This window comes from Skermanella rosea, from assembly GCF_016806835.2.
Taxonomy (GTDB): domain Bacteria; phylum Pseudomonadota; class Alphaproteobacteria; order Azospirillales; family Azospirillaceae; genus Skermanella; species Skermanella rosea.
In genome coordinates, this window is record NZ_CP086111.1 from 4,193,278 (window position 1) to 4,218,934 (window position 25,657).

The following is a 25,657-nucleotide window of genomic DNA, read 5'->3' on the forward strand; positions in this document are numbered from 1 at the left end:
AGCCATGACAATGCCCCCATCCATGCCCATGCTGATGCCGAAAGCCGCCGCCCTGCCGAAGCTGGAGGGGGGCAAGCGGCTTGAAATCGTGTCCGATTACAAGCCGGCCGGCGACCAGCCGCGCGCGATCGAGGAACTGCTGAACGGTATCCAGCAGGGCGAGCGCGAGCAGGTGCTGCTGGGCGTCACCGGGTCGGGCAAGACCTTCACCATGGCCCACGTGATCCAGGAGATCCAGCGCCCCGCCCTGGTGCTGGCGCCGAACAAGACCCTGGCCGCCCAGCTCTACGGCGAGATGAAGAGCTTCTTCCCGAACAACGCGGTGGAGTATTTCGTCTCCTACTACGACTACTACACGCCGGAAGCCTACGTCCCGCGCACCGACACCTATATCGAGAAGGAAAGCTCGATCAACGAGCAGATCGAGCGGATGCGCCACTCGGCCACCCGGTCGCTGCTGGAGCGCGACGACGTGATCATCGTGGCGTCGGTGTCGTGCATCTATGGTATCGGCTCGGTCGAGACCTACTCCGAGATGACGCTGGGCCTCCAGACCGGGATGATGGTCAACCGGTCGGAGCTGCTGTCCCGCCTGATCGACCTGCAATACAAGCGCAACGACCTTGGTTTCGGCCGTGGAACGTTCCGGGTGCGGGGCGACACCGTCGAGCTGTTCCCGGCCCACATGGAGGACCGCGCCTGGCGGTTCTCGCTGTTCGGCGACGAGTTGGAGGGGATCTTCGAGATCGACCCGCTGACCGGCGAGAAGCTGATGGCGCTCCAGGCGGTCAAGATCTACCCCAACAGCCACTACGTGACGCCCAAGCCGACGCTGCACCAAGCGATCAAGCAGATCCAGCACGACCTGAAGGTCCGGCTGGCCGAGTTCGAGGCCGAAGGCAAGCTGCTGGAGGCCCAGCGGCTGGAGCAGCGGACCCAATTCGACATCGAGATGATGCTGGCGACCGGAAGCTGCGCCGGCATCGAGAACTATTCCCGCTACCTCTCCGGCCGCCAGCCCGGCGAGCCGCCGCCGACGCTGTTCGAGTACCTGCCGAAGAACGCGCTGCTGATCGTGGACGAGAGCCACGTGATGGTGCCGCAGGTCGGCGGCATGTACCGCGGCGACTTCATGCGGAAATCGACGCTGTCCGACTTCGGCTTCCGCCTGCCGTCCTGCAAGGACAACCGGCCGCTGAAGTTCGAGGAATGGGACGAGATGCGGCCGCAGAGCGTGTTCGTCTCGGCCACTCCCGGCCCGTGGGAGATGGAGCGGACCGGCGGCGTCTTCGTCGAGCAGGTCGTCCGCCCGACCGGCCTGACCGACCCGCCGGTGATCATCCGCCCGACCGAGACCCAGGTGGACGACCTGATCGCCGAGTGCAAGGAGTGCGCGGCCAAGGGCCAGCGGGTGCTGGTCACCACCCTGACCAAGAAGATGGCCGAGGCGTTGACCGAATACATGCACGAAGCCGGCATCAAGGTCCGCTACATCCACTCCGACGTGGAGACTCTGGAGCGGATCGAGATCATCCGCGACCTGCGGCTGGGCGCCTACGACGTGCTGATCGGCATCAACCTGCTGCGCGAGGGCCTGGACATCCCGGAATGCGGGCTGGTGGCGATCCTGGACGCCGACAAGGAAGGCTATCTGCGGTCCCGCACCTCGCTGATCCAGACCATCGGCCGGGCGGCGCGGAACGTGGACGGACGGGCGATCCTGTACGCCGACCGGATGACCAACAGCCTCCAGGCGGCGATCGAGGAGACCAACCGGCGCCGGGAGAAGCAGAAGGCCTACAACGAGGCCAACGGCATCACGCCGGAGTCGGTGCGAAAGCAGATCTCCGACATCATGGAGAGCGTCTACGAGCGCGGCGACCGGGTGACGGTGAAGACCGGAGACGCCGACCGCAACAACATGATCGGCCACAACCTCAAGTCCTACATGGCCGACCTGGAACGCCGCATGAAGACCGCCGCCGCCGACCTGGAGTTCGAGGAGGCCGCCCGCCTGCGCGACGAGCTGCGCCGGCTGGAGGCCATGGACCTGGGGATCGACGGCGGCGACGCCCCCGCGATCGGCCTGGGCACCAACCGCGCCGTTCCCGACGGGAGCGGCCGGGCGTCACCCGCGCGCGGCGCCGCCGACGGGCGGGGCAAGCCGAGGGGGCGGCGGCGCAAGGGGCCGTGATAGGCCGAACCGCCAACCGGTGCCGGTTGAACCCGCCGGCAAATCCGGCTATGCAAGTCATGCGAACGAAATTCGCCGTGCGCCTCTGCGCGGTGTGAGGTCCGAGGAGAATTTGATGTTTTGGGTCATGGACGAAGAGCCGAAGGAAGAGACGCCCAAGCCGACCCCGGCACCGTTCAGCACGGTTCTTCAAAACCTGTTCAAGTCGCGCACGGTCATGATCTTCGGCGAGATCAACCAGAAGGTCGCCGAAAGCACCTGCGCCCAGCTTCTGGCCCTGGCGGTGGAGAATGACGATCCGATCCGGATCATCATCAACTCGCCGGGCGGCCACGTGGAGTCGGGCGACAGCATCCACGACATGATCCGGTTCATCACCCCACAGGTGAAGATGATCGGCACCGGCTGGGTCGCCAGCGCCGGCGCCCACATCTATCTGGCCGCGAAGAAGGAAAACCGGCTCTGCCTGCCGAACACCCGCTTCCTGATCCACCAGCCGCTGGGCGGCGCCGGCGGTCGGGCGACGGACATCGCGATCGAGGCGAAGGAGATCATCAAGATGCGCCGCCGCATCAACGAGATCATCGCCCGCGAAACCGGCCAGCCGCTGGAGCGGGTCGAGAAGGACACCGACCGGAACTACTGGATGTCCGCCGAAGAGGCGAAGGATTACGGCATCGTCAGCCGGATCGTCCAGGGCGCCCAGGAAGTCGAGTGAGGGGCGGGGCTGGCGCTTCGAACAAGATGGCGAGATGAAAATGCGGGCTTCGGCCCGCATTTTTTGTGTTTCGATGGAGGGGCGACTCCCCGCCGCCCGGGTTGGCAATCACCGATCCGCCAGCGCAAGCTTGGCCCCCAATGCGGCGAACGCACCGGCGAAGGTCCTCCGCATCCAGACCAGCACGCGGGGCCGCGAGATCACTTGGCTCCGGATCGACGCGGCGAAGATCCCGTAGCCGACGAAGACGGCGAAGGTCAGCAGCATGAAGACGGCGCTCAGTTCGAGCATGCGCGGGAGCGGATGCGGTTCGGTGGCGCTGACGAACTGCGGCAAGAAGGCGAGGAAGAATATTGACAGCTTCGGGTTGAGGATGTTGACCAGGACAGCGGAGACGATCACCTGGACCGCCGACTGGGGAGTGACGTCCTCCTCCACGCGGAGCGCACTCTGCTCCCTCAGCGTGTTCCAGGCCATATAGAGAAGGTAGGCCACGCCCAGATATTTGAGGATCTGGAACGCCAGCGCGCTGGTATGCAGCAGCGCCGCCAAGCCCATGATCGCCGCGGCCATGTGCGGGATGATGCCCAGGGTGCATCCGAACGCTGCGATCAGGCTCGCCCGAAACCCTCGTGAAAGGCCCGCCGCAAGCGTGAGCAGGACCCCGGTGCCGGGTGACGCGACGACGATGAGGGACGTTATCAGGAAGTCGATGCTCACGGCGGTCCCCGCCAGACGGTGATGACGGGCGATGCTATCACTGACCGCCGGCCGCGCCAAATCGCTGCGCATGCGATCGCAGCTATGTGTCGGGAACGCCGCGCGACATGGTCGGTTTTCAGGCCGGTGCTCCCGGGGGCAAGCCCCGGTCGGGTGAAACGGCTTGAGGAAGGAATGAATGAGCGGACAGGGCCGGAACGGAAAAGCCTACTTCAAAGAAGATACGGGAGGCGGCCCGACCTATCCGCCGCCGCAGCCTCCCGGAATGAGTTCAGCGCTGGAGCGGAACATCCAGGCGTTGCAGCGGCGGCGGCGGAAGGAAGAGGTGGAAGCGACCCTGGAGGAGCGGATCGCCGAAGGCATCACCCACTTCACAGGCAGCATGCGGTTCGTCTATCTGCACCTGACCTTCTTCGGGTTCTGGATCGTCGCGAACCTGGGCTGGGTTCCCGGCATTCCCCAGTGGGACCCTTCCTTCGTCGTACTGGCGATGATCGCATCGGTGGAAGCCATCTTCCTTTCCACCTTCGTGCTGATCAGTCAGAACCGTATGGCGGCGGCGGCTGACAAGCGGGCCGACCTCGACCTTCAGATCAGTCTCCTGTCCGAGCATGAGGTCACCAAGTTCACAGTCCTGGTGTCGCAGATCGCCGATCGCCTGGACGTCAGGACGAAGGCCGATGCCGAGCTTGACGAAATCACCCGGGATGTCGCTCCCGAGGCCGTGTTGGATGAAATCGAGGCGGTGAATTCGGGGACGCCCTCTTCCCGATAAAGCGGGACCTACGCCCGGATGTCCACCAGGCTGCCCCGTCCCTTCGCCGCCCCGCCCCCGGAGGTTCGCGACGAGATGGCCTGGGCCGTCGTATCGACGGACTGGCCGGTCTCGGTCGAACTCATCGCGCGCCGGGGCGCCTCGGCCTTGTAGACCGGAGCGGGTGCCTGGACCGTCTGGGTCCGTGTGACGGTCGCGGTCTGCATGGCCGCCGCCATGGCCGGGTTGACCGTATAGGCCGCCGAAGCCGCATTGTACGGCTTGGAGACGATCGGCGGCTGTACCGGCGGTATGTTGACGTTCATGACCCGCACCTGAAGGCTGGTTGAGGGGTGCTTAACGGTCGTCCAGCCTCATGATGACACAACTTTTCCGCCGAGTCACGCAGCTTCCCATAATCCAACTCAGCCGGCCGGCTGCTGCTGGGTGATGCAGTGGATGCCGCCTCCGCCCTTCACGATGTCCAGCGCCGGCACCTGGAGCACTTCCCGGTCCGGAAATACCTTGCGCAGCGTGCGGAAGGCCTCGTCGTCGGCGGTGTCCTCGTAGGCCGGCATCACGATGCCGCCGTTGGCGATGTAGAAATTGGTGTAGGACAGGGTCAGGCGGACGCCGTTATGGTCGCGGCGGTGGGGTTGGCGCAGCGGCACCACCTCGATCTCGCGGCCATGGGCGTCGCGGGCGGCCTTCAGTCGGTCCAGGTTGTCCTGGAAGATCTTGAAGTTGGGATCGCCGGTGTCGTCGGTGGTCAGAGCCAGGACCACGCCCGGCCGGGCGAAGCAGGCGATCTCGTCGATGTGGCCGTCGGTCTCGTCCTGCTCATAGCCGCGGCCCAGCCAGATCACCTGGCGGACGCCGAGATAATCCTTCAGGTGCTGCTCGATCTCCGCCTTGCCCAGGTTGGGATTGCGGTTGGGGTTGAGCAGGCATTCCTCGGTCGTGATCAGGGTGCCCTCCCCGTCCACGTGGAACGAGCCGCCTTCCAGGATCAGCGGCGCCTGATAGCGCGGCAGTCCCAGATGCCCCAGCATGTGCTTCGCCAGTTCGGCGTCCACCTGATGGTCCGGATAGTTGTTGCCCCAGGCGTTGAAGCCCCAATCCACGCCGGCGACCCGGCCCGCGTCGTTGACGACGAAGGAAGGCCCGGTATCCCGGATCCAGCTGTCGCTGATCGGCATGGGCAGCACCTCGATCCCCGGGCCGCAGGCCAGGGACACCTCGGCCACGTCGGCCTGGTTGCACACCATGGCGACGGGTTCGAACTGGGCGATGCTCTGGGCGACCTCGGCATAGGCGGCGCAGGCGGCATCGATGCCGCCGGCGAAAGTCTCGGGGCGGCAGGGCCACGCCATCCAGCAGCGGCTGTGGCGCTCCCATTCCGCCGGCATGCGGAAACCGTCCGCGGCTGGAGTGGACATGGTCTGATACCCCCTCAATGAATACGCCCCGGTGACACTAACCACCGGGGCGCGATCTTGGCAACCTCCCGGAACGGGAGCGAACCCGGCCGGGATAATCGGAAAATTTTCTTTGAAAAAAGAAACGAGGCCGAAGCGCTCTAATCGCGGCGCCTGGTCGGAGGATGCTGGGCCGGGAACCACTCGGACGATGTGGCCGGACGTTGGAAGCGGGTCTGGGCGGCGGGGCCGAGACGGAGCAGGCCAAGGAACACGAGGAAATTCACGATACGCCTCTTCAGCAGTTTCACCTGATGAAGAAGTTATTCCCCTGCCCGGAGAAAGACAACCCCCCGCCCCGCTCCGCCGGGGCCGCCATGCGCGCCGCGCATGAGATAGTGCAGCCCCGCGCATGAAGACGAATCCCGCCCCGGCGAAGAAAAGCCGAAAAACTCAGGCGTTCGACGCAGCCGCCATCTGTTCGTCCTGCTTCCTGATTCTTTCCTGGCGGGCCATGAAAACTCCGGCCACGATGATGCCGGTCGTCACCAGGGCGACGATGATCGTCGCCAGCGCGTTGATCTCCGGCGTCACGCCGAGGCGCACGCTGGAGAAGATCACCATGGGCAGCGTGGTCGAGGCCGGGCCGGACACGAAGCTGGCGATGACGAGGTCGTCCAGCGACAGCGTGAAGGCCAGCAGCCAGCCCGACACGATGGCCGGCGAGATGATCGGCAGGGTGATGACGAAGAAGATCTTGGCCGGCCGGGCGCCCAGGTCCATTGCCGCCTCCTCGATCGATTCATCCAGGCTGACCAGCCTGGACTGCACGATGACCGCGACGAAGGCCATGGTGAAAGTGATGTGGGCGATGGTGATGGTGGTCATGCCGCGCCCCTCGGGCCAGCCGATGAACTGTTCCAGGGAGACGAACAGCAGCAGCAGCGACAGGCCGGTGATCACCTCCGGCATGACCAGCGGCGCCGTGATCATGCCGCCGAACAGGGTCCTGCCGCGGAACCGGCCGAACCGGGCCATCGCCATCCCGGCCAGCGTGCCCAGCACGACCGAGAAGGTGGCGCTGAGCGCCGCGATGCGCAGCGACAGCCAGGCCGCCGCCAGCATCTGGTCGTTGTGCAGCAGTCCCGCATACCATTTGGTGGACCAACCGCCCCAGACGGTGACGAGGCGGCTCTCGTTGAAGGAATAGATGATCAGCAGGATGATCGGCACGTAGAGGAACGCGTAGCCGAACGCCATCATGGTGAGCACGAAGCTGGAACGTCGCATCATTGTCTTGCCACCTCCTGCTGTCTGCCTTGGTAATACTGGAACAGCATGATCGGGACCACGAGGAACAGGAGAAGCGCTATCGCCACGGCCGAGGCGACCGGCCAATCGCGGTTGGCGAAGAACTCGTTCCACAGCACGGCGCCGATCATCAGCGTGTTGGGCCCGCCCAGCAGGGACGGAATCACGAACTCGCCGACGGCGGGGATGAAGACCAGCAGCGAGCCGGCGACGATGCCGGGCACCGACAGCGGCAGCGTGACGCTGAGAAACGCCGTGAAAGGCTTGGCGCCGAGGTCCGCCGCCGCCTCCAGCAGGGTGTCGTCCAGCTTCTCCAGGGTCGCGTAGAGCGGCAGGATCATGAACGGCAGGTAGGAATAGACGATGCCGATATAGATCGACGTGTCGGTGTAGAGGATCTGGAGCGGCGCGTCGATCACGCCCAGCCAGAGCAGGAAATTGTTGAGCAGCCCCTCCTGCTTCAGGATGCCGATCCAGGCATAGACCCGGATCAGGAACGAGGTCCAGAACGGCAGGATGATCAGCATCAGCAGCGGCCCGCGCCAGGCCTGGGGCGCCTTGGCGATGCCGTAGGCCATGGGATAGCCCAGCAGCAGGCACAGCACGGTGGAGACGAAGGCGATCTTCAGCGAATTGAGATAGGCCACCGCGTACAGGCTGTCGGTCAGCAGGAACAGGTAGCTGCCGAAATTCAGCCGGATGGTCAGGTACGTCTCCTCCGCCCATTCGATGAGGGCGGTATAGGGCGGGATCGCGATCGCCGCTTCGGAGAAGCTGATCTTCAGCACGATCGCGAAGGGGATCAGGAAGAACAGCAGCAGCCACACATACGGGACCATGATGACCAGCCCGCGCCCCATCAGGCCCAGCCGGCGCAGCAGGTCCAGCACCAGGCGGACGGGAAGGAACTGGCCGAGATCGAAGCCCGGCGACGGCGCGTCCTTGCTCATGCGGTCTCCCAGCGGAACGAAACCCTGCCTGCTCATCGGAGCCCCCTCATTGGGTCAGCACGACGCCCGCGAAGGGCTGCCAAGTGACGTACACGCGGTCCTCCCAGGTGATCGGCATCTCGGTCAGCCGGCTGAAGTTCGGCTGGGTGACGCGGACCATCTTACCGGACTCCAGTTCGATCAGATAGATCGACAGGTTGCCCAGGTAGGCGATCTCCCGCACCGTCCCGCGGGTCGCGTTGCGGCCGCCGCCCGTCGCCGGGGGCTCCTTGGAGAGCGCCATCTTCTCCGGCCGGACGGCGACCGACACCGGAGTGCCCAGCGGAACGGGGACGCCGTGGTTGATGTAGAGGTCGCAACCCGCCTCCTCCGACTGGATCAGCACATGGTCGGGCTCGTCCTCCAGGATGCGGCCGGCGAACATGTTGACCGAGCCGACGAACTCGGCCACGTGTTTCGAGTTCGGGTACTCGTAGACTTCCGCCGGCGTGCCGACCTGGGCGATCCAGCCACTGTTCATCACGGCGATCCTGGACGACATGGTCATGGCCTCCTCCTGGTCGTGGGTCACGATCACGAAGGTGATGCCGACCTGCTCCTGGATATTGACCAGCTCGAATTGGGTCTGCTCGCGCAGGCGCCGGTCGAGCGCGCCCAGCGGTTCGTCCAGCAGCAGCAGCTTGGGCCGCTTGACGAGGCTTCGGGCCAGCGCCACGCGCTGCCGCTGGCCGCCGGAAAGCTGGTGCGGCCGGCGCTTGGCGAAGCGGCCGAGCTGGACGAGGTCCAGCACCTCGGCGACGCGCTGGCGGATCTGGTCGCGGGGCACGCGGTCCTGCTTCAGGCCGAAGGCGATGTTCTGCTCGACCGTCATGTGCGGGAACAGGGCGTAGCTCTGGAACATCATGTTGACCGGGCGGTCGTACGGCGGAATGTTCGACATGTCGACGCCGTCGATGAAGATCTTGCCCGAGGTCGGCATCTCGAAGCCGGCCAGCATGCGCAGGAGCGTGGTCTTGCCGCTGCCCGACCCGCCCAGCAGCGAGAACAGTTCCCCCCGGTAGATCGACAGGGACACGTCGTCCACGGCCGTGAAGTCGCCGAACTTCTTCGTGACCTTCTCGATCCTCACATAGGGCTGTTCCTTGGGATCCTGCCAGGGTTCCAGCTTTATCTTGCGGTTGGGCTGAGCCATTTCCGGGTTCTCCCTGCGATCACGGCATCCGGCAAACAGAAGCCCCGGCCGTCGCGACCGGCCGGGGCTTGATTCCTTTGGACGGCGATACCCGCTTACTGGCCGGTCTTGACCCGGGTCCAGGAACGGGTACGCAGCCGTTCGGCCGCCGGCGACACGGCCGAGACGGTGAACATGTTCTGCTTCGCCTCCTCCGACGGGAAGACCGCCGGGTTGGTCTTGACCGCCTCGTCCACCTGCTCCAGCGACGCCGGGACGGCGTTGGCGTAGTTGGTGAAGTTGGTGATGCCGGCCATCACCTCGGGCTTCAGGACGAAGTTGATGAATTTGTGGGCCGCGTCGGCGTTGGGCGAGTCGGCGGTAACCGTCATCATGTCGAACCAGAGCTGGACGCCCTCCTTCGGAACGACGTAGTCGACGGTCACGCCGGCATTCGCCTCGGCGGCACGGGCCTGGGCCTGGATCACGTCGCCCGAATAGGCCAGCGCCACGCAGGCGTCGCCGGCCGCGAGGTTGTTGATGTTCTGCCCCGTGACGAAGTTCTTCACGTAGGGGCGGATCTTCATCAGCGTCTCCTCGGCCTTCTTCAGGTCGTCCGCCTTGTCCGAGTTGGGATCGAGGCCGAGATAGTGAAGCACGGTCGGGAAGGTGTCGGTCGCCGAATCAAGGATCGTGATGCCGCACGGGGCGATCTTCTTGGCGACTTCCGGATCGAAGATCAGGTCGAAGCTGTCGAGCGGCGCGTCGGGCATCAGGGCCTTGATCTTCTCGGCGTTGATGCCGATCCCGATAGTGCCCCACTGGTAGATGACGCCGTACTGGTTGCCGGGATCGGAACGCTCGACCTGCTTCATCAGCACGGGGTCGAGGTTCTTCAGGTTCGGGATCTTCGACTTGTCGAGCTTCTGGAGCGCCCCGGCCTTGATCAGCCGGCTCATGGTCGGCTCGGCGGTGGGCACCACGATGTCGTAGCCGGACCGGCCGACCAGCAGCTTCTGCTCCAGGATCTCGAGGTTGTCGTAGATGTCGTAGTTGTAGGAGATACCGGTTTCCGCCTTGAAGTCCTCAAGGGTCGTCTCGCCGATATAATCGTTCCAGTTGTAGATGTTGACCGTCTGTGCAGACGCCAAGCCCGGCGCCGCGATGGCGACGGCGGCAACGGCGCCGATCAGGCTGCTTACGATCCTCTGCTTCATCCCGCTGAACCCCGACATTCTTGGAAATTTCATCACTCCGGCCAAGCGGACGCGTCCCCATTACGCCGACCGGTTTGGGCATCGCCGCGTCGGCGGCTATTGCACTCATGGGCAGGGGGGTTGTCAACGCCGCAACGCGACATTCGCATCGAAGTTTTGGCGGGTCGGCCGGAGACGACGAGGATGGGGCGGAGGCAGCTTGACGCAGCCCATCACCGATTTTCTGAATTAAATTGCATATGCGCGAAAAAGAGGTAAATTCACGTCGTCATAGCTCCTTGGAGAATCGCGCGGCAGCCCGGCTCGGATTTCTTCCGAGGACGGTAGGCGTGCCCCGCCGGCTTCCCACAACGCGAGCACCACGCCATCCTGTCAGAGGCCATCCCATGCCCAACCTTGCCGTCATAGCTGACGATCCGGAAGAGTTCCGGCAATCGATGGAGCGTATGAACAACTCTGACTATCAGCGTAGCGCCGTCAGCTTCAATCACGGACTTCGAACCGCGCGGGAGTTGGAGGATCTGGTATGCCAGGCGCCTTTCGTACCGACCAACCTGGATGCCGTCGCCGACCTCTTGAAGGAATCGAATGACGAATGGGCAAAGGCGTTCTGGAAGGCGAGGTACTTTCTCATCGCACACGCGAAAAGCTGCTTGAGGCTTACGCACGCTCCTTGATCAATGCATGCAGGACAGTCCGTCTCGAGTTCAGCCTCGTATCCTATTCCGAGCGGGAGCTGAGACTCGCGCTCGATGAAGCCGATATCGACTTGACCGCGTTGTTCCGGCGCAGGCAACCGGCCGACGGCCTGTCTCCCGGCAAGATCGCGGGAATCATCGCCTTCAGGCTTGGCCGGTTCAAGATCGTGCATGTGGCCGAGCAGGGCCAGGGCCATGCCCTGATCCACCTGATCCAGGATCTCGCGGCGATCTACGCCGTTCAGTCCGTGCTCCTTCGTGCGGACATTCCCGGCCGGAAAGTCCTGGAAACCGCCTATCAGATGTCGAGACGCCACGCCAATCAGGAGACCTTGGGCATCGTTTTCGACGCGATCGCGCCGAGCATGGCGGCCTGATACCGGTAAAGGGCGGCGCGCCTGCGGAAGTACCGCCCCGCCCCTTCCTAAAGCCTCACACGTTCAGCAGCAGGTTCTCCCGCTCCCAGGAGCTGATCACCCGCTGATAGGCGTCATACTCCGCCTGCTTGACATGGGTCACGGCGGCGACGAAGCGTTCGCCGAAGATCTCGCGGAGCGGCTTGCAGGCATTGAACTTGGTGATCGCGTCGGACTGGTGGCGCGGCAGGGTATAGGCCAGGCGATGGGCGCTGCCCTTGACCGGGTCGGTCGGCTCCAGCGACTGGACCATTCCGATATAGCCGCAGGCGAGCGAGGCGGCCAGCGCCAGGTAGGGGTTGGCGTCGGCTCCGGCGACGCGGTTCTCGACCCGCCGCGACTCCGGCGGGGAGACCGGGACGCGGAAGCCGGTGGTGCGGTTGTCCCGGCCCCAATGGACATTGATCGGGGCATCGGACCCGGCGATCAGGCGGCGGTACGAGTTGACGTTGGGGGCGAGCAGCGGCATCGCCGACGGCAGGTATTTCTGGAGGCCGGCGATATGGCTGAGGAACAACGGGGTGTCCTCCCCGTCGGCGTTGGAGAATAGATTTTCCCCCGTGTTCTTGTCGACCACGCTCTGGTGGACATGCATGGCGCTGCCCGGCTCGCCCTGCATCGGCTTCGCCATGAACGTGGCATAGACGTTGTGCCGGATCGCGGTTTCCCGAACCGTCCGCTTGAACAGGAAGACCTGGTCGGCCAGTTCCAGCGCGTCGCCATGGTTGAAGTTGATCTCGATCTGCGCGGCACCGGCCTCGTGGGTCAGGGTGTCGATGTCGATTCGCTGCGCCTCGCAGTAGTCGTAGACGTCCTCGAAGATCGGGTCGAACTCGTTGACCGCATCGATGCCGTAGGCCTGCCGGCCGCTCTCGGTCCGGCCCGACCGGCCGACCGGCGGAACCAGCGGATAATCCGGGTCCTTGTTGATCTGGACCAGGAAGAACTCCAGCTCGGGAGCCACGATCGGCTGCCAGCCGCGCTCGTCGTACAGTTCCAGCACCCGCTTGAGCACCCAGCGCGGCGAGATGTCCACCGGGCTGCCGTCGGCATAGTCGCAGTCGCTGATCACCTGGGCGGTCGCCTCGGTGTACCAGGGCACCATGCGGATCGTGTTCTCGTCGGGACGCATGTAGATGTCCGAATTGGCCGGGCTGGTGACGTCCTCGTCATCCGGGTACTCGCCGGTCACCGTCTGGATGAAGATCGCTTCCGGCATGCGCAAGCCGCGCTCGCGCAGGATGCGGAGGAACTTCTCGGCCGGCAGGATCTTGCCGCGCGCGATCCCGGACATGTCCGGAACGAGACACTCGACCTCGGTGATCTGGCGGCCCTGGATGAAATCGCTGAGGAGGTTCATACATCTGACGGCTCGGGCGCACCCCGGCCGGCTCCGCGTTGTTGCGCCTGACACCGGTCATTATGGGTCGATGCCGCGGCACGCGCCAGAGGGGCCGTTGCGGGCTGGGCAAAATTCGCTTGGCCAACCCCGATTTGGTGCTTGCACCCGGAGCGCCGTGGCCTTAGCGCATCGGGAGTACGAAGTGAAGGATCCTCCATGCGCATTGCTTTCCTGGCCTTGCCGCTGCTGCTGTCCGGCTGCGGAGTCATCGAAATGGTCGCCAGCGGTGTCGCCGACGGCACCAAGTTCGTCATCAACCGGGTCGAGAACGACCCACAGGTCCAGGAGACCCGACGCCAGCAGGGCTATGCCCCGGCGCGGGGCCAGGACCTGACTGCGCCGGAAGCGGTCCCGGCCCAACCTTATCCAGACCAGACCCGGCCGTCGTACCAGTCCGGCGGAGCGACGGCAGCACCGGCTCCGCTGGCCGCTCCGGTGACCCCGGTGACCCGCGGCGAACCCCTCTGAACTGACGAAGCCCTTTTGGACGGGGCATCGCCGGCCCGGGTATCGCCGCCCGCGGGTATCTCCGCCCGCGGGTATCTCCGTTGTGCGGAAGGATCGAAGGAGGCACTATGCGGCCCCCAAGGGTGCCGAACAGGCTTCCACCAAGAGAGGCGACATGAAAAGACGTCAATTCCTCACCACGGGCGCGGCCGGTGGCGCCGCAGCGCTGGGTGCCGCCGCAAGCTTTCCGGCTCCCGCCATTTCCCAGGGCCGCCAGCAGTGGACGATGGTCACGTCCTGGCCCAAGAACGCTCCCGGCGTCGGCGTCAACGCCCAGCGGGCCGCCGACATGATCGGGGCGCTGAGCGGCGGCCGGCTCACGGTCAAGCTCTATGCCGCCGGCGAGCTGGTCCCGCCGTTCGAGGCGTTCGACGCCGTCGCCAGCGGCACCGCCGACATGCTGCACGCCACGCCCTATTACTGGCAGGGCAAGAATCCGGTGTTCCACTGGTTCACCGGCGTGCCGTTCGGCCTGACGGCGGCCGAGTTCAGCGGCTGGATCTATTACGGCGGCGGCCAGCAGCTGTGGGACGAAGCCTACGCGCCCTTCGGCGTCAAGCCGTTCTACGCCGGCAACAGCGGCGTCCAGGCGGGCGGATGGTTCGTGCGCGAGGTCACCGGCCTGGCCGACCTGCGCGGCCGGAAGTTCCGGATCGCCGGCCTGGGCGGCGCCGTGATGCAGAAGATGGGCGTCAACGTCGTGCTGACGCCGCCGGGCGAGATCTTCGCCGCCCTTCAGTCGGGCGCGGTCGACGCGGCGGAGTGGGTCGGCCCCTGGAACGACCTTGCGTTCGGCCTGTACCAGATCGCCAAGTTCTACTACCTGCCCGCCTTCCACGAGGCCGGGCCGGCGCTCGAGATCAGCGTCAACAAGCAGAAATACGACGCCCTGCCGAAGGATCTCCAGCAGATCGTCGCGGCCGCGGCCCAGGCGACGGCGACCACCACGCTGGCCGACTTCACCTATCACAATGCCCAGTCTCTGGAACCGCTGGTCCGCGACCACGGCGTGCAGCTCCGGGAATGGCCGGAGGAGGTGGCGGTCGAGATGGGCCGGGCGACCCGCGAGGTCATGGCCGAGATTTCCGCCTCGAACGACATGACCCGGAAGGTCCATGCCTCCTTCTCCGCCGCCCTGGAGAAATCCCGCGCCTGGAGCCGGTGGAGCGACCTCGCCTACCTGAACCTGCGCGAGAAGGCGCTCGGCGCCTGAGCCGTCCCGTCCCTCGCCCGGGGCCGCGCTGTTAGGGCGCGGCCCCCGACCGCGCCGTCGAGGTAGACACGGGATCGCCCGCCACCCATAAAGTCTCCCCGTTCGTTCCTGGGCACAAGGCGGAATGCGACGATGGACCTCGACGAGCCGATGCGGATCGACGGCGACATGGCCGTGCTCCGGTCCCGCCGGACGCGCTGGATCACCCGGGTGGGGCTCGCGGTCCTGATCCTGCTGGTTCTGGTTCCGGCCATCGATCTCGGCATCTCCCGCCTGTTCTATGACACTGCCGGGGGCTTCGTCTGGCGTAACCGGCCGATGCCGGAGGCGATCCATGCCGCGATCCAGGTCCTCGCGCGGATCATCGGCGCGGCGACCCTCCTGGCCTTCCTCTATACCGCCGGACGCTCGCTGTGGAACCTGCTGCGGACCTGCGAGGGCACGCCGGCGGTCCTCCTCGGGCTCGGGCCTCGAAGCTGGGCCTTCCTGTTCCTGGGCCTGGTGCTCGGACCCGGGCTGGTCGCCAACGTCGTGCTGAAGGACATGTGGAACCGCGCCCGGCCGGTACAGGTGGCGGAGTTCGGCGGCGACCAGTATTTCAGCCCCCCGATGGTGATCAGCAACCAGTGCGAAAAGAACTGTTCGTTCGTCGCCGGCGACGCGGCCATGGGGTTCTACCTGCACATCTTCGCCTATGTGGCGTTGCGGCGCTTCGCCGGACCGTTGCTCGTCGCGGGCATGGCAGCCGGGCTCGCCGCGGGGCTCCTCAGGATCGGCATGGGAGCCCATTTCTTCAGTGACGTGATCTATGCCGGAGTTTTCATGACCTTGACCATCGCCGGGCTGCACGCCGCCATGTTCTCGCCCAGGCAGACCCTGGACCTGTGGCGCCGCTGGACGCCCTGGTGCGACAGCCGCTGGCCGTCGCGCGAAGGGCGGTCCTGATGGCCGGCCGCGGCCATCCCCGTTCCTGGTATTCCGAGACCGCCCTGCCCCAACCCGATCATCCGCCGCTGGCGGGCGATCTGCGGTGCGACGTCTGCGTCGTGGGCGGCGGCTATACCGGGCTTTCCGCGGCCCTGCACCTGGCGGAGCGGGGCTATGACGTCGTGCTGCTGGAGGCGGAGCGGATCGGCTGGGGCGCCTCGGGACGGAACGGCGGGCAGATCGTCACGGCGTACAATCCCTCCATGGGGACCATGGAGGGATGGGTCGGCAAGGACGACTCGCGCCTGCTGTGGGAACTCGGCGAGGAATCGAAACGGATCCTGGCGGACCGTGTGGAGCGCCACGCCATCGACTGCGACCTGCGCTGGGGCTACGTCCTGGCGGCGCTGAAGCAGCGGCAGCTTGCCGGGCTGCGCGAGATGGAAGCGGAATGGAGCGGCGACTACGGCTACCACGAGGCACGCCTGCTGGACCGGGACGAGATACGCTCGATGGTCGCGTCCGATGCCTATGTCGGCGGGCTGTTCGACGGCGGCAGCGGGCAGCTCCATCCGCTGAACTATGCGATCGGACTGGGCCGCGCCGCGACCGGGGCGGGCGTCCGGATCTTCGAGGGTTCCCGGGTCGAACGGCTCGACACCGGCACGATGCCTGCCGCCCACGCCGCAGCGGGCACGGTCCGGGCGGACTACCTTGTCCTGGCGGGCAACGCCTATCTGGGCGGGCTGGTGCCGGAACTGGCGGCGAAGATCATGCCGGTCGCGACATACATGATCGCGACGGAGCCGCTGGGCGAGGAACGCGCGACGTCCCTGATCCCGTGCGGACACGCGGTCGCCGACGTCAATTTCGTTCTGAACTACTACCGGCGCTCGCCCGACCACCGGCTGCTGTTCGGCGGCGGCGTCAGCTATTCGGGGCTCGACCGGCCGGACCTGAAGCGTATCCTGCGCCGCACGATGCTGCGCTATTTCCCGCAGCTGGCCGATGCCGGGATCGACCATTGCTGGGGCGGCCATGTGGCGATCACGCTGAACCGCACGCCCCATTTCGGGCGGATCGGCTCCAACACCTTTTTCGCCCAGGGCTATTCGGGCCACGGCGTGGCGCTCACCGGCCTTGCCGGGAAGCTGATCGCCGAGGCGGTCGGCGGGACCGCGGAACGGTTCGACGTCTTCGCCCGCCTGCCGCACCAGCGTTTCCCCGGCGGCCCCGCCCGGATGCCCCTGCTGGTGCTCGCCATGGCCTGGTTCCGCCTGCGCGACCTATTGTGAAAGGGGTATGGCCGGCGCGCGGACAGTGCTCTGATCGATTGCAAAAAAGTCGTAATCTTGGGGACGAATGGTCTTCCCGTTCCGAGATTCCGTGCCAACAGCCAAGCGTCGATCCGTGCCCCTCAGAATCCTGATCCTGATGCTCGCCCTGCCCTTGTTCTGTGCCGTGGGGCCGGTCCAGGCCGCGGCGCAATCCTGCTCCGCCCGGCCGCCGCCCCCGACGGTGACGGTCAGGACCGCCCAGACCGACGTTCTCGCCAATGAGGATCTCGGTTTCAGCGAACTGACCCGCCTGTTCCGCAAGCCCGGCGCCCACCCCGCCGGGCTGTACACCGGAGCGATCGCAGTCGGCCAGTCGGCCCGGTACCGCTGGGTCGACGACGGCAGGGAGATCTGCGTATCCCTGGACACGATCGAGGTGACGCTGACCCTGACCGAGCCGAAGATCTATATCGGGCGCGAACTGGCGGAGGACGCGTGCGCCCGCGAGTCGGTCTGGCGCCACGAGATCGTCCATTACCGGATCGACCAGGACGTGCTGCAGCGCTTCGCCCCGGTCATGCAGCGCGCCGTCGAGTTCGCGGCGAAGCAGGCCGGCGGTCAGGTCGCCAGGCGGGAAGCCGATGTCACCCGCATCGGCGAGCGGATGGCGCGGTCGGTCCGCCAGCATGTGGACCGGGTCTCGCGCGACATGCAGAGCGACCGCGACAGCCTGCACGACCGCCTCGACTCCCGCGAGGAATACGCCCGCACCTCGACCATGTGCTCCCGCGGCGACCTCGGCAACTCCCGGCCCGTGCTGTGCGCGTCCGAGCCGCACCTTTGCACGAACCTGGAGAAGCCGTGAAGCAGGCCGGGAGTCCTACTCGATGGTTTCCAGCACCTCGCGCACGGTGGTGAACAGCCGGTCGATCTCGGCCTTCTCGATGATCAGCGGCGGGGACATGGCGATGATGTCGCCGGTGGTCCGAATCATCACGCCGCGCTCGTAGCACTTCAGGAAGGCTTCGAAGGCCCGCTTGGTCGGCTGGCCGGGCAGCGGTTCCAGCTCGATGCCGGCGATCAGGCCCAGGTTGCGCAGGTCGATGACGTGGCGTGCCCCCTTCAGGCTGTGGACCGCCGCCTCCCAGTAGGGCGCCAAGTCGGCCGCGCGCTGGAACAGCCCGTCCTCCTGGTAGGTGTCCAGGGTCGCGAGACCTGCGGCGCAGGCGACGGGATGGCCCGAATAGGTGTAGCCGTGGAACAGCTCGATGGCGCCTTCCGGGCCGGTCATGAAGGCGTCGTAGATGTGCTTGCGCACGAACACGGCCCCCATGGGGATGGTGCCGTTGGTGATGCCCTTCGCGGTGCAGACGATGTCGGGCATGACGCCGAAATATTCGGTGGCGAAGCTGGCCCCCAGGCGGCCGAACCCGGTGATGACCTCGTCGAAGATCAGCAGGATGCCGTGCTTGTCGCAGATCTCGCGGAGCCGCTGGAGATAGCCCTGCGGCGGGATCAGCACGCCGGTCGAGCCGGCGACCGGCTCCACGATGACGGCGGCGATGTTCGACGCGTCGTGCAGGGTGACGATGCGCTCCAGCTCGTCGGCCAGATGGCCGCCCCATTCCGGCTGCCCGCGGCTGAACGCCTGGTGCGACTTGTCGTGGGTGTGCGGCATATGGTCGACGCCGTTGAGCAGGCTGCCGAAGAACTTTCGGTTGGAGACGATGCCGCCGACCGAGATCCCGCCGAAGCCGACGCCATGGTAGCCGCGCTCGCGCCCGATCAGCCGCTGCCGGGTGCCCTCGCCCCGGGCCCGCTGGTAGGCCAGCGCGATCTTCAGCGCGGTATCGACCGATTCGGAGCCGGAGTTGGTGAAGAAGACATGGTCCAGGTCGCCCGGCATCAGGGTGGTCAGCCGCGACGCCAGCTCGAACGCCAGCGGATGCCCCATCTGGAACGCGGGCGCGTAGTCGAGTTCCGAGATCTGGCGCTGGACCGCCTCGACGATCCTGGGGCGGCGGTGCCCCGCGTTGACGCACCACAGCCCGGCGGCGCCGTCGAGGATCTGACGGCCGTCCTGGGACGTGTAATACATGCCCTCCGCCGACACCAGCATGCGCGGCGCTTTCTTGAATTGCCGGTTCATGGTGAACGGCATCCAGAAAGCTTCGAGATTGTTCGGCTGGCTGGGCGTCGTGATGCCGTCCATGACGGGTTCTCCTTGAAGAATGAGGGAACTGCGAAGGGTTGGACAAAACGGTCCATCCGCCCCGGTAGTCAGCGTAAGCCACGCTCAAGAAAATCGACAAGCGCTTTCCAACCCGAAGTCGGGGCATTATGAGGCCTTGCCAGCCCGCAATGTTCCTGTTGAATATACTCAACAGGTTTAACAGGGACGGCGGCGATGGACTTCGATGTGGGCGCCCGGTTGCGGGCAATCCGCGAGATGCACGGCCTGTCGCAGCGGGAACTGGCGAAACGCGCCGGGGTCAGCAACGCATCGGTCTCGCTGATCGAGCAGAACCGGTCGAGCCCCTCGGTCGGGTCGCTGAAGAAGGTGCTCGACGGCATCCCGATGAGCTTGGCGGACTTCTTCTCGATGGAGCAGGCCCCGCGCGAGCAGGTGTTCTTCCGGGCCGAGGAACTGGCGGTGATCAGCGACGGGCCGATCCGCTATGCCCAGGTCGGGCGCGACCTGGGTTCAAGGGCGCTGCAGATCATCCACGAGCGTTACGAGCCGGGTGCCGATACCGGGCAGAGCATGCTGCGCCACGCCTCCGAGGAGGGAGGCGTCGTACTGCGGGGCAAGCTGGAAGTCACCGTCGGCGACCAGCGCCGGGTGCTGGGTCCCGGCGACGCCTACTACTTCAACAGCAGGCTGCCGCACCGTTTCCGGACGGTCGGGGACGAGGTCTGCGAAGTCGTCAGCGCCTGCACGCCGCCGAGTTTCTAGGCCGCCGGTTCGACCAGGTCGCCCAGCTTGTTGAGCAGGTAGTCGAGATCGTCCGACGCAAGATCCTCGTACTGGGTCAGGATGCGTTCGATCATGCGGCGGCGATGGCGGTCCAGGTCCCCCGGCTCGCCGTCGAACAGGGTCTCGTGGGAGACATCGACCGCGACGCGGAAGGCCGGCAGCAGCCGGGCGGGCAGCCCCGCCCGCTCGTAGAGCGACTTCAGGCCAAGCCGCCCGGCATCGTGGATCAACAGGCGGGCATTGGTCAGCGGCACCTTGCCCAGGAGGGACAGGCTCGCCTCCAGGAAGGCGACGTCGCCCATGCACAGCGCCCGAAGCATGAGCGACGGGGTCAGGCGCCCGTTGAGGTGAAGCTGCTCGACCAGCCGTTCGACGTCGGCATCGTCCTTGCCGTCGGTGAACAGCGAAACCGTCGCCCGCTCCCGGCTTTGCAGGACGAGGTCGCTGGCGATCCCGGCGGGGAGTTCGTGATGGGTGACGAGATAGTCGCGGAGCGTATCGGAGACCAGGACGACCAGCCGTTCGGCAACGGTCACCGGCAACTGGTCGCGGTGGACCAGCGGTTCCTGGACGGCGGGGCTGTCGCCGAAACGGTCCAGCACCCGGCCCAGGCTCTCCTCGGGGATCGTGGCACCCGGGTTGGCGACCAGCCGAGCCACGGCCTGCTCAGGGGCCGACTCGACAAGGACGTCGGCCACTTCGGCGCTCACTTCCGGCCGGCCGGCGATCGCGGTCTGCTTGGCGGCCGTGCCGGTGCGGACGAGCTCGATCAGGTCGTCGTCGGTCAGGACGGAGGAAGCCCCCAGGACCGGCAACGCCACCGCCTCCACGTCGCGCGCCAGCGTCAAGGCCACGTCCCGCGGCAGGCTCGTGGACGATTTGAGGTTCTCCGCGAGCGCTTGGCGCACGCGTTCGGCGGCATCGCGCGCCATCACCCGGACGATGCCCTCGGCCAGCTTCCGCTCGCCGTCGGTCAGTCTCACGCTTTCGAGGCTTGCGGCCACTTTGGCAGCCATTTCGGCCCTGGTCTGCGGAGAAGGATCCGCCAGCAGCCGTTCGACATCCCGTTGGGTCAGGTGTTCGGTCATGTTTCCAGTCGCGTTCAGGCGCCGCGGGACAGGACGGCGCAAAGCCGGCTCCACCTTTTCTAGCCTAACCATGATCCGGAAAAATGCTTAACCGATGCTTAAAATAGTTCGGTACGGATCAAAGCAGTCATTTGGAGCAAAAAGCCACGTCACGTGGATATTACCAGACAAGCCAAGCGGTGCCACTCCAGCCCATCGCACAACCTTGAACATTCGATTCGCTGCCGGCAACCTGTAATGCGGGCATCCACAACCATGTCGGAAGTCATGAGACGCAGACCACGCCGCGCCCCCTTCAGCACGACTCCCGGGCGGCGGCGCTCTCCCGGCGGCGGGCCTTGGCCAGGGCAAGCTCGATCCGCGCGATCTGATCCTCGATGGAGACCCAATGCTCCGAAACGACCTCCAGGTCGCGGTCCTCGTAGACGTCGGAGCCGGGTCGCCTTTCCTGCCAGCGGGCGATCTCGGCGTCGCGGGCCTCCAGCAGCCCCACGATCTGGGGCCTGAACAGGCGGATCAAAGCGGTGATCCAGCGGTTCACGGCCCAGGACGGCCGGGCATGGTCGATCACGAAGCAGTCCAGCATCCGCACCACGTCCGGAGCCTCGTACCAGGTTTCGCCGGTGACCCACCGGTTGGTGGTGAACAGCCGGATGGGCAGGCCGGCGCGGTCCATCGAAATGCCGACGATATGGCACAGCGCGTCGTTTTCGCCGCCCAGGTCCCTGGAATCCGGGATCCGCGCCGCGGTGACGCCGGACGGCATGCCGAGCGGCCGCAGGAAGGTATGGAAATGGCCATGCTCGCCGGAGACCCGTTCGTCCTCCGGGTGGGCATGATAATAGTACTGGGCGTGGAATTCCGCGTCGTAGACGTCGCCGGGAGGATAATGGCGCCATTCGTAGAAGGTGCCGGCCCCGCGCAGAACCTCCCCGACGATGTTGTCGCCGGTCTTCGCCAGCACGCGCTGACAATTCATCACCTCGCGCGCCGCCTCGGCCATTGCCTGCAGCTCGCCGCGCGACAGCGATCCGAAATCGGTCATCGCCGAAAAATCCCGTCTCCGAAGCCCGGGCTCCCGCCGGGTCACGTCATCAGTTTAACCCACAAACTTTGAACGGGCATTCGAGATTTTCGGCCTATTCCCGCATGGCGTGGACGAGCGCACCATCGTCCTGGAACAGCGCGGCCGGCAAATCGGTTACGATTACCGTCGCCGCTGAAGGCCGCCCACAGGATCATAGCCATGCATGCGCGCTGCTACGGGATACCTTGTGCCGTGCTTCTGATGACGGCCTGGAGCCACGGTGCCGTGGCTGCGGGCGAGGCGCATGCCATGGCATCCGGCCTGCCGGCCCTTGCCATGGCGGCTCCGCCCGATCCGGCGGGATCGCGCCCGCAGTGGCTGGCGCGGGCCGTCGGGCTGTTCGACCGGGGGGCGCTCGCCAACGAGATGAATGTCAGACGCCCCCTGACCAAGTGGACCCGGCCGATCGACATCGCGGTGCGGGGCGACGCGGGCGGCGACTGGCTGCCGAGGATCGAGGAGATCGCCATCGAACTGGCGGAACTCACCGGCGAGGGCGTCACGGTCCATGACAATCCCCTCTGGGCCGGCGACATCGACGTCTATCTGACCAACCGTGCCGGCTACTGGCCCTTCTTCGTCGATCCGATCGACGGCAGGCGAGACCAGCCCTTCACCTGCATCGCCCTGCCCTCCGCAGTCGGCGGAGAGATGCGCAGTTCCAAGATCCACATCAATGCCGGTGCGCTGCCGCCCCGGGCGGTCGGCGCCTGCCTGCTCGAGGAGATCTTCCAGAGCATGGGCTTCTTCGGGGAGACTCCGGACGATCCGACATCGCTGCTGGACGACGAGGTCGGCTACCAGGAACTGGGATCCATGGACCGGCTGCTGCTGCGGACCCTCTACGACCCCCGCCTGGCAGCCGGGATGGAACGGGCCGAGGCGCTGAGCCTCGCGCGGGAGATCCTGGAGGAGCATCTGTCCCGGTAAAGACGACGGGCCGCCGCTGCCTGCTATCTTATGCCGGCTTCCTCGAAGTAGCGCATGGCGCCGTCATGCAGCGGAACCGCCAGGCCTTCGGTCGCGACGGAGGGCTTTTCCAGTGCCTGGAGCGCCGGATGCAGGCGCTTGAAGGCATCGAAATCGTCGAACACCGTCTTGACGATTTCGTAGACCAGGCCGGCATCCACCGCGGCGGTGGTGGCCAGGACGGCCCTGACGCCGAAGGTTTCCACATCGTCCGGGTTGCCGGTATACATGCCGCCCGGAATGACCACCCGCGCGTAATAGGCACCGTCGCCGAGCAGCTTCCGGACCGGCCGGCCGTCTATGCCGACCAGCTTGACCGAACAGGCCGACGCGGCCTGCTGGACCAGGCCGTTGGGATGGCCGCCCGCATAGACCACGGCATCCACGCGGTTGTCGCACAGCGCCTCCGCCTGTTCCGACGCGGGCAGTTCCGATGCCAGGCTGAAATCGCGCGCCGTCCAGCCCCAGGCCTTCATGACCGTATCCATCATCGCCCGGTTGCCCGAACCGGGTTCGCCGACATTGACCCGCTTGCCCTTCAGGTCGTCGAACGCATCGATGCCGGCCCCGGCGCGCGCGACCACCGTGAAGGGCTCGCCGTGAAGCGCGAAGACGGAGCGCAGTTCCTTGTGGGGTCCCTGGTCATGGAAGCGGCCGCTGCCCTTATGGGCGTGGAAAAGCCAGTCCGACTGGGTCACGGCCATGTCCAGTTCGCCGGTGCGCAGGGCGCCGAGGTTGGACAGCGATCCTTCGGTGGCCTCCACCGCGCACCGGATGCTGTGCTGGGTGCGGGCCCGGTTGACCATACGGCAGACGGCACCGCCGGCGGGATAGTAGAGGCCGGTGACCGCGCCGGTGCCGATGGTCAGGTATTGCGGCTCCTGGGCATGAGCCGGGACGGACAGGGCAGGCACGGTGACGGCGGCCATGAAAAGGGCCAGGATGGTTCTGAACATCGCTCCTCAGGAATTCCGGCGTGTACTGTCACGGTCGAGCCTCGCCGTCTCGGCCAGCGACCACTCGATCAGGCGCCGCAGCACCTTTCCCAGCGCCTCGTCATAGGCGGTGATGATGTCCTCGAAGCCCGCGCTGCGGGCGGGCTCGAAGGCCTCGAAGGTCCTGCTGGCCTCGATGCTCCGGCGCGGCATCGCGACCAGCTTGGCGTTGATGCGAACATGGACGCGCGGAGGCGCATTTTCCACCGCCGGGTCGTACTCGGCCTGGAACTCGCGCAATTCGCTCTTCAGGATGACGTCGGAGCGCAGGCCGATGGTGTCGCGCCCGACGGAGAGCGCCTTGCCGGAGTTCTCGAAGCTCTCGACCATCAGGGTCTGGACCATGGCGGGCGCCCGGTCGGTCCAGCTGACGCCGGCATAGTAGTCGAGGCTGGTGGGGGCACGACTGAGCGCGATCCGCCCGGTATCGATCCCGGCCGCAGCGACCGGCGGTTCGATCAGGATCTGGGAGCGGACCACCGGCAACCCGTCCGAGAAGGTGTTCTTGGGCGTCAGGGTGAAGAGCTTGGGCGGCGGCGAGAATCCCGGCAGGGAGCAGGCGGCGAGCAGCCCGAAGGCCACGCAGCAGGCAGGCAGGAGCCGCGCGAGGAGCGGAACCGGGACGGGCATTCTCATGGGCTCACTCCACGCTCACGCCCTGGCGGGTTCCGCCGAACAGGAAATCGCCGGGATCGCGCTCCAGCCGGGTCGTCACCCGGCCCAGATTATTGACCAGGCCCCTCAGTTCGGCGATCAGCAGGGTGAATTCGTAAAGGCCGGTGCCGGTGAAGTCGGCGATCGGCTCGCGGTTCTCCTTGACCAGCGCCTCGGCCTCCAGCGTCGCCCGGTTGAGCGACGCCGCAAGCGTCCTCAGTTCGCCGGTCACCCGCGAGACATCGGCCGTCACCCGGCCGGCGTCCTTGCCGACTCCCCCCAGAGTGGCACGCGCCTGGCCGAGCGTCGCGTCGGCGCCGTCCGTCAGACGCCCGGCATGGTCGCGCAGGTCCAGGACCAGGCCGTTCACCATGCCGAGGGTGGCCCCCAGTTCCGCTACCGTCCCCTCCGCCCCGGCGGCGGCCCTGGCCAGATGGTCGGTCATGGTCCGCACATTGACGAGGATCCGGGAAACCTCGGCCTGGTTCTGCGCCGTCAGGAATCCGGTGAGCTGGCCGGACAGGCCGACCAGCCGGTTCAGCAACTCGGGGGTCGTCTCGACCAGCGCCGCGAGGGACGAGGGGCGGCTCTGGATGATCGGCAGATCGCCGTCCTCCGCCTTCAGGAGCGCGCTCTCCTGGGTGCCGCCGGAGATCTCCACATAGACGGCGCCGGACAGCCCCTCCAGGGCCAGGTAGGCGACCGCGTCCTCCTTGATGGGCGTGTTAGCCGCGACCTCGATGACGACGCGGACCCGGCCGATGTTCTTCGGGTCCAGGCGGATGTCGCGGACGGTGCCCAGCGCGATGCCGCGGTAGCGGACCGGGCTGCCCTCCTGCAGTCCCGCGACCGAACCGGTGAACAGGATCTGGTAGCGCGAGGAGCCCGCCTCCTCGAAGCCGGACTTGGCCAGCCAGACGGTGAAGGCGAACAGGCAGCCCATCAGGAACAGCGTGAACACCCCGACCAGAAGATAGCTCGCCCGCGTCTCCAT

At 66.2% G+C, this 25,657-nt stretch carries 25 protein-coding genes; 11 read left to right on the forward strand and 14 right to left on the reverse strand.

Features of this window, described 5'->3' with window-relative positions; genetic code table 11:
- The first annotated feature begins 4 nt into the window (after positions 1–4).
- Entirely contained in the window at positions 5–2,194 is a 2,190-nt protein-coding gene (gene uvrB, locus JL101_RS19585; RefSeq protein ID WP_456115335.1) for an excinuclease ABC subunit UvrB, read from the forward strand.
- A 115-nt stretch (positions 2,195–2,309) separates the two neighbouring features.
- Positions 2,310–2,912 carry an ATP-dependent Clp protease proteolytic subunit gene (locus JL101_RS19590; RefSeq protein WP_202684682.1) on the forward strand — a complete coding sequence of 201 codons (603 nt, stop codon included), beginning with the start codon at positions 2,310–2,312 and terminating at the stop codon, positions 2,910–2,912.
- 108 nt (positions 2,913–3,020) lie between these two features.
- Here the strand turns inward: JL101_RS19590 and JL101_RS19595 are convergent, their stop codons facing one another.
- Positions 3,021–3,632 carry a LysE family translocator gene (locus JL101_RS19595; protein WP_203097716.1) on the reverse strand — a complete coding sequence of 204 codons (612 nt, stop codon included), beginning with the start codon at positions 3,630–3,632 and terminating at the stop codon, positions 3,021–3,023.
- A gap of 265 nt (positions 3,633–3,897) precedes the next feature.
- Here JL101_RS19595 and JL101_RS19600 point away from each other — a divergent pair, with 265 nt between their 5' ends.
- The gene (locus tag JL101_RS19600) at positions 3,898–4,407 is read left to right on the forward strand and encodes a DUF1003 domain-containing protein (protein ID WP_228434982.1); all 510 of its coding nucleotides are present in this window, start codon (positions 3,898–3,900) and stop codon (positions 4,405–4,407) included.
- A gap of 8 nt (positions 4,408–4,415) precedes the next feature.
- Here JL101_RS19600 and JL101_RS19605 read toward each other — a convergent pair whose 3' ends face one another.
- The 6 genes from JL101_RS19605 to JL101_RS19630 all read right to left on the reverse strand — a co-directional run bounded on the left by JL101_RS19605 (position 4,416) and on the right by JL101_RS19630 (position 10,453).
- Entirely contained in the window at positions 4,416–4,712 is a 297-nt protein-coding gene (locus JL101_RS19605) for a hypothetical protein (RefSeq protein ID WP_203097714.1), read from the reverse strand.
- A 99-nt stretch (positions 4,713–4,811) separates the two neighbouring features.
- Positions 4,812–5,825: an agmatine deiminase gene (gene aguA / locus JL101_RS19610; RefSeq protein ID WP_203097713.1), complete on the reverse strand. Its 1,014-nt coding sequence runs from the start codon at positions 5,823–5,825 to the stop codon at positions 4,812–4,814.
- 432 nt (positions 5,826–6,257) lie between these two features.
- Entirely contained in the window at positions 6,258–7,094 is an 837-nt protein-coding gene (locus JL101_RS19615; protein ID WP_203097843.1) for an ABC transporter permease subunit, read from the reverse strand.
- Positions 7,094–7,975, reverse strand: coding sequence for an ABC transporter permease subunit (locus JL101_RS19620; RefSeq protein WP_228435508.1), 882 nt, complete (start codon positions 7,973–7,975; stop codon positions 7,094–7,096). The genes JL101_RS19615 and JL101_RS19620 overlap by 1 nt, the downstream gene beginning before the upstream one ends.
- A 136-nt stretch (positions 7,976–8,111) precedes the next feature.
- Positions 8,112–9,257 (reverse strand): ABC transporter ATP-binding protein, encoded by a 1,146-nt coding sequence (locus tag JL101_RS19625; protein ID WP_203097711.1) that lies wholly within the window; start codon positions 9,255–9,257, stop codon positions 8,112–8,114.
- 95 nt (positions 9,258–9,352) lie between these two features.
- Complete coding sequence (locus tag JL101_RS19630) at positions 9,353–10,453, reverse strand: polyamine ABC transporter substrate-binding protein (RefSeq protein ID WP_203097710.1); 1,101 nt, start codon at positions 10,451–10,453, stop codon at positions 9,353–9,355.
- Positions 10,454–11,048: 595 nt separating this feature from the next.
- On the opposite strand from JL101_RS19630, the gene JL101_RS19635 reads away from it, so the two are divergent.
- Positions 11,049–11,528, forward strand: a complete 480-nt coding sequence (locus JL101_RS19635) for a hypothetical protein (RefSeq protein ID WP_203097709.1) — start codon at positions 11,049–11,051, stop codon at positions 11,526–11,528.
- 55 nt (positions 11,529–11,583) lie between these two features.
- Here JL101_RS19635 and JL101_RS19640 read toward each other — a convergent pair whose 3' ends face one another.
- Positions 11,584–12,927 (reverse strand): glutamine synthetase family protein, encoded by a 1,344-nt coding sequence (locus JL101_RS19640; RefSeq protein WP_203097708.1) that lies wholly within the window; start codon positions 12,925–12,927, stop codon positions 11,584–11,586.
- A gap of 198 nt (positions 12,928–13,125) precedes the next feature.
- On the opposite strand from JL101_RS19640, the gene JL101_RS19645 reads away from it, so the two are divergent.
- The 5 genes from JL101_RS19645 to JL101_RS19665 all read left to right on the forward strand — a co-directional run bounded on the left by JL101_RS19645 (position 13,126) and on the right by JL101_RS19665 (position 17,758).
- Positions 13,126–13,437: a hypothetical protein gene (locus tag JL101_RS19645; RefSeq protein WP_203097707.1), complete on the forward strand. Its 312-nt coding sequence runs from the start codon at positions 13,126–13,128 to the stop codon at positions 13,435–13,437.
- Between the two features lie 154 nt (positions 13,438–13,591).
- Positions 13,592–14,689, forward strand: a complete 1,098-nt coding sequence (locus tag JL101_RS19650) for a TRAP transporter substrate-binding protein (protein WP_203097706.1) — start codon at positions 13,592–13,594, stop codon at positions 14,687–14,689.
- Between the two features lie 132 nt (positions 14,690–14,821).
- Entirely contained in the window at positions 14,822–15,634 is an 813-nt protein-coding gene (locus tag JL101_RS19655; protein ID WP_203097705.1) for a phosphatase PAP2 family protein, read from the forward strand.
- Positions 15,634–16,911, forward strand: a complete 1,278-nt coding sequence (locus tag JL101_RS19660; protein WP_203097842.1) for an NAD(P)/FAD-dependent oxidoreductase — start codon at positions 15,634–15,636, stop codon at positions 16,909–16,911. The genes JL101_RS19655 and JL101_RS19660 overlap by 1 nt, the downstream gene beginning before the upstream one ends.
- Before the next feature lie 115 nt (positions 16,912–17,026).
- A complete protein-coding gene (locus JL101_RS19665; RefSeq protein ID WP_203097704.1) occupies positions 17,027–17,758 on the forward strand; it encodes a hypothetical protein in 732 nt (243 codons plus the stop codon).
- A gap of 15 nt (positions 17,759–17,773) precedes the next feature.
- On the opposite strand, the gene JL101_RS19670 is transcribed toward JL101_RS19665, so the two are convergent.
- The gene (locus JL101_RS19670; RefSeq protein ID WP_203097703.1) at positions 17,774–19,105 is read right to left on the reverse strand and encodes an aspartate aminotransferase family protein; all 1,332 of its coding nucleotides are present in this window, start codon (positions 19,103–19,105) and stop codon (positions 17,774–17,776) included.
- Between the two features lie 195 nt (positions 19,106–19,300).
- On the opposite strand from JL101_RS19670, the gene JL101_RS19675 reads away from it, so the two are divergent.
- On the forward strand, positions 19,301–19,849 hold the full coding sequence (locus JL101_RS19675; protein ID WP_201078295.1) for a cupin domain-containing protein: 549 nt from the start codon (positions 19,301–19,303) through the stop codon (positions 19,847–19,849).
- Here JL101_RS19675 and JL101_RS19680 read toward each other — a convergent pair.
- Positions 19,846–20,958: a DUF2336 domain-containing protein gene (locus JL101_RS19680; protein WP_203097702.1), complete on the reverse strand. Its 1,113-nt coding sequence runs from the start codon at positions 20,956–20,958 to the stop codon at positions 19,846–19,848. The two genes, JL101_RS19675 and JL101_RS19680, sit on opposite strands and share 4 nt — an antisense overlap.
- Before the next feature lie 295 nt (positions 20,959–21,253).
- A complete protein-coding gene (locus JL101_RS19685) occupies positions 21,254–22,003 on the reverse strand; it encodes a DUF6969 family protein (RefSeq protein WP_203097701.1) in 750 nt (249 codons plus the stop codon).
- A 243-nt stretch (positions 22,004–22,246) separates the two neighbouring features.
- Here JL101_RS19685 and JL101_RS19690 point away from each other — a divergent pair, with 243 nt between their 5' ends.
- The gene (locus JL101_RS19690; protein ID WP_228435509.1) at positions 22,247–22,975 is read left to right on the forward strand and encodes a DUF2927 domain-containing protein; all 729 of its coding nucleotides are present in this window, start codon (positions 22,247–22,249) and stop codon (positions 22,973–22,975) included.
- 23 nt (positions 22,976–22,998) lie between these two features.
- Here the strand turns inward: JL101_RS19690 and JL101_RS19695 are convergent, their stop codons facing one another.
- Genes JL101_RS19695 through JL101_RS19705 form a run of 3 tightly spaced genes read right to left on the reverse strand, consistent with a single transcriptional unit; the run spans position 22,999 to position 25,657 of the window.
- Positions 22,999–23,970 (reverse strand): TAXI family TRAP transporter solute-binding subunit, encoded by a 972-nt coding sequence (locus JL101_RS19695; RefSeq protein WP_203097699.1) that lies wholly within the window; start codon positions 23,968–23,970, stop codon positions 22,999–23,001.
- Between the two features lie 6 nt (positions 23,971–23,976).
- Positions 23,977–24,645 carry an ABC-type transport auxiliary lipoprotein family protein gene (locus JL101_RS19700; RefSeq protein WP_228434984.1) on the reverse strand — a complete coding sequence of 223 codons (669 nt, stop codon included), beginning with the start codon at positions 24,643–24,645 and terminating at the stop codon, positions 23,977–23,979.
- Positions 24,646–24,649: 4 nt separating this feature from the next.
- Positions 24,650–25,657 (reverse strand): MlaD family protein, encoded by a 1,008-nt coding sequence (locus JL101_RS19705; protein ID WP_203097698.1) that lies wholly within the window; start codon positions 25,655–25,657, stop codon positions 24,650–24,652.